The sequence below is a fragment of the Archangium sp. genome, assembly GCF_036388035.1.
Classification (GTDB): Bacteria; Myxococcota; Myxococcia; order Myxococcales; family Myxococcaceae; genus Archangium.
Genome location: NZ_DASVSO010000470.1, coordinates 1 through 3,758, shown reverse-complemented (window position 1 = coordinate 3,758; position 3,758 = coordinate 1). Strand labels below are relative to the sequence as shown.

General features: G+C 69.0%; 3 protein-coding genes. 2 read left to right on the top strand and 1 reads right to left on the bottom strand.

Annotation, left to right across the window (positions count from 1 at the left end):
• Positions 1 to 540 (bottom strand): bestrophin family ion channel (locus tag VF697_RS18885; RefSeq protein WP_331096937.1); only part of this gene is annotated, 540 nt, incomplete at its 3' end.
• Positions 541 to 796: 256 nt separating this feature from the next.
• On the opposite strand from VF697_RS18885, the gene VF697_RS18880 reads away from it, so the two are divergent.
• Complete coding sequence (locus VF697_RS18880) at positions 797 to 1,207, top strand: hypothetical protein (protein WP_331096935.1); 411 nt, start codon at positions 797 to 799, stop codon at positions 1,205 to 1,207.
• 92 nt (positions 1,208 to 1,299) lie between these two features.
• Positions 1,300 to 3,756 carry a helicase-related protein gene (locus VF697_RS18875; protein ID WP_331096934.1) on the top strand — a complete coding sequence of 819 codons (2,457 nt, stop codon included), beginning with the start codon at positions 1,300 to 1,302 and terminating at the stop codon, positions 3,754 to 3,756.
• Positions 3,757 to 3,758 lie beyond the last annotated feature (2 nt).

Sequence of the window (3,758 nt, the reverse complement as noted above, 5' to 3'; positions counted from 1 at the left end):
GCCTGGGCCCCCGTACCGGCCCTGGCTCTCGCGCGCCATCTGCTGCGTCTCGAGCGTGGCCAGCAGCCCCCGCCCCTCGGGGTGATCCCTGTTGAGTGCCTTTCCGTAGCGATCCCGCACGGCGCCATCGCTGGCCACGAGCTCGGCGATGCTCCGCACCGTCGCCGCCGACTCCACCGCGCTGCGCAGCAGCGGCGACGAGGCGCTCTGCACCAGCGAGGGCTCCTGGGCGCTCGTCACCTCCGTCCGGGGCAGGAACGTGAGCACCTGACGGGCGAAGGAGCGCGACGTGTTCACTAGCGAGCCCCAGAGCGTGCGCGCCTCCCACCAGCGGTCGTAGGCGGAGTTGTTGCGGAAGGCGAGCAGCACGCTGATGGTCGCGGCGAGCACCGTCACGGGCAGCGCGGGCACCGCCAACCACTCGGCGCCGAGCAGCTGGTAGGCGACGACGACGCCGAAGGCGAGCACCACGTGCATCAGCACCGGCTGGCCCGTGTATTTGAGGACGATCTTCCAGGACAGCTTGCCGCCGACGATCATCGCGAGGTACCTCTCCCTCCCCGTCCCGTACTGGAGCGCGGTCCAGGGCGCGATGGAGATCGCGCCGCGCCGCGGACGGCTGTCGGGGAGCGGACGAGAACAGGGCTGGAGGGGACGGGGGTGGGTTTGCAACGACGTGCTGGGCTAGGCTGGTGCGCCCTCGGGCTTCTCCGAGGCCCGTCCTGCCACCCCTCCAGTAGGTACCGCCCTGAGCAGCGCCCTCGTCACCTTTGATGACTCACTCTGGCCCCTGCTCATGCTCCGGGCCACGGGCTCTCCTTCGGACCAGTTGATGGAGGAGTACCACACCCGCTCGCTTGCCTATCTGGCGCGACGGGAAAGGTACGTCACCATCACGGATATGACCCAGTTCGGCATGCTCACGGCCGTGCAACGCCGCAGGCAGGCGGAGTGGATCCAGGCGAACGCGGTCGCCTTGAGCGAGCGGCTGCTCGGCAACGCCACCATCCTCAGCTCGGCACCCCTTCGCGTGGCGCTGACCCTCATCCTGCCCTTCAAGACGATGCCCATGCCGTACTCCGTCGTGCCCGACATGGACTCGGCCGTGAGGTATGTCACCCGCCGGCTGGAGGAGAGCGGACTCGGCAAGGAGGCCGAGCACCTCCGGCATCAGTTGGCGCTGCGCGCTACGACACGAGAGATGTGAGCGCGGGCCTCGCGCCAGCGGTCGGCCGTGCTCGGCCTCTCGGTGGGCCAGCCCCCAGGGCGGAAGGCTCTGCCTGGGGTTAGATTTCGCCAATGAACTCCAGCCCATCCAGTCGATCGTCCGTCGTCGTGGCGGAGCTGGGGCCTACGAATACGGGGAAGACCCACCGCGCCATCGAGCGCATGCTCGAGCACGACACGGGCATGATGGGCCTGCCGCTACGCCTGCTCGCTCGCGAAGTCTACGACCGGGTGACCGCTCGAGTGGGCGAGGGGCGGGTCGCCCTGATGACGGGGGAAGAGAAGCGCCTGCCGCCCCGCGCCGATTACTGGATTTGTACGGTCGAGGCGATGCCGACCGATCGACAGGTCGACTTCCTCGCGGTGGATGAAATCCAGCTCGCCGCCCACCGCGAACGCGGGCACGTCTTCACCGATCGATTGCTCCATGCGCGGGGACTGCGGGAAACCTGGTTCCTCGGCGCGGACACGATGCGGCCGATGGTCCAGGCGCTCATCCCCCACGCTTCGGTGAAGCGCGCCACCCGGCTGTCCCAGCTTCGCTATTCCGGGCCGCGCTCCCTCAAGAGCCTTCCTCCGCGCTCGGCCGTGGTCGCGTTCTCCGCGGACCGCGTGTACGAGCTCGCCGAGGCGCTGCGCCGCCTGCGGGGCGGGGTCGCCGTGGTGCTGGGAGCCCTCTCTCCGAGGACGCGCAATGCCCAGGTGGCGATGTACCAGGCCGGGGAGGTTCAGTACCTCGTGGCCACCGATGCCATTGGGATGGGACTGAACCTCGACCTCAACCACGTGGCCTTCGCGGGGCTGTCCAAGTTCGACGGCGCCGAGCAGCGAGACCTCTTCCCGGACGAGCTGGCCCAGATCGCGGGCCGCGCGGGGCGCCACTTGAATGACGGGAGTTTCGGAATCCTGAACACGCTGCCCGAGCTGTCTCCGCGCGTGGTCTCGGCCATCGAGTCCCACCGGTTCCCTGCGGTACGCAGTCTCATCTGGCGCAATGCCGCGCTCGATTTCTCGAGCCTGGAGTCGCTGCTGGATTCGTTGTCGCGAACGCCGCGCCACGCTTCCTTCATCCGAGTGGAACGCGCGGACGACTTCGATGCGCTCAAGGAGCTCTCGCGCGTTCCAGCCATTCGCGAGGTCGCCACCGACCGGGCCATGGTCGAGTTGCTATGGCAGGTCTGCCAGATTCCGGATTTTCGCAAGGGGCTCTTCGGTCTGCACCTCCCGCTGCTGCGAGAGACCTTTCTTCAGCTCTCCGAGGGTGACGGGAAGCTGGAACAGGCCTGGCTGAACCGACAGGTGTCGCCGCTCGATGATGTTTCCGGAGACATCCACACCTTGATGGACCGGCTGGCCGCCATCCGCATCTGGACGTACATCAGCCACCGCTCGAGCTGGCTGCATGACGCCGAGCAGTGGCAGGAGCGCACCCGCCGCATCGAGGACGCGCTGGGCGACGCCCTCCATGAGCGGCTGGTGGAGCGCTTCGTGCAACGGGCCGCCCGCAGGAGTGCACGCCGCTTCGTGAGAGCCACCGCCCAGCCTCCGCCCGGGGGAGCGGACAGCCCCTTCGCCAAGTTGGGGCTCCTGCTGGGCGAGGCATCGGGCACTGACGGCGGCGCGATGACGGAGGAGCAGTTCGTCCAGCGGGTGGTCGATGCGACGCATGAAGCCTTCCAGGTGGATGCGTCGGGAAGCATCTCGTTCGAAGATCAGCCGCTGGCCCGTTTGGTGCGTGGGAAGGACCGGCGCACCCCGCAGATCGCGCTGGCGGAGCCGGAGGTCTGGACCGGAGGCGCGCGGCGGCGGCTCGAGCGCCGGCTGGTGGCGCTGGCGAGGGATCTCGTCACCGAAGCCATGGGAGGCTTTCCCGCCGAGACCCTCACCGGAGCGGATCGCTCCGCGGCGACGCGTGGCCTCGCCTACCGCCTGGCCGAGGGGCTGGGAGTGATTACCCAGGGTGAAGCGCGCGAGCAGTGGCGGCTCCTGGACGAGGAGGCCCGAGAGCGCTTGAGGAAGTTGGGCGTCCGCGAGGGACAGCGCTTCGTCTACGTCGCCGAGGCCCTCGCACCGCAGGCCCTGGAACGGCGGTGCATGCTGACGGCACTGTTCCAGCAGAGTCCGTCACCCCAGGGCGTTCCGCGCGAACCGGTGCTCGAGGTCGCGGAGCTGGGTGGCCGGAATGCGCGAGCCTTCGGATATGAGGTGCTCGGTCACGTGGCGTTGCGGATCGATATCATCGAGCGGCTCAGCGAGGCGCTGCGCCACCCGCACGGGGCGCAGCAGGCGCACATGCTCATGCAGGAGCTGCGTCTGGACAGCGGTACTCGCACGCGGGTGCTGCGAGAGCTCGGAGGACGGCCTGGGGACGCTGCGTTGAAGAGGCGGCGGCGACGGCGGAGAGGGAAATCGCCGGCGACGGCTCCCGACAAGAGGGGAGCCAATGGACAACCGGCTCACGCGGGCGCGCACCCGAAGCCCCGGAGGAGCGGGGCCGGAGAGGGGGGCGGTCCGAAGCCCGTTGAATGAAC

Coding starts and splice junctions, on each gene's coding strand:
- VF697_RS18875 (WP_331096934.1), top strand. CDS start 1,300: ATGAACTCCAGCCCATCCAGTCGATCGTCCGTCGTCGTGGCGGAGCTG.
- VF697_RS18880 (WP_331096935.1), top strand. CDS start 797: ATGCTCCGGGCCACGGGCTCTCCTTCGGACCAGTTGATGGAGGAGTAC.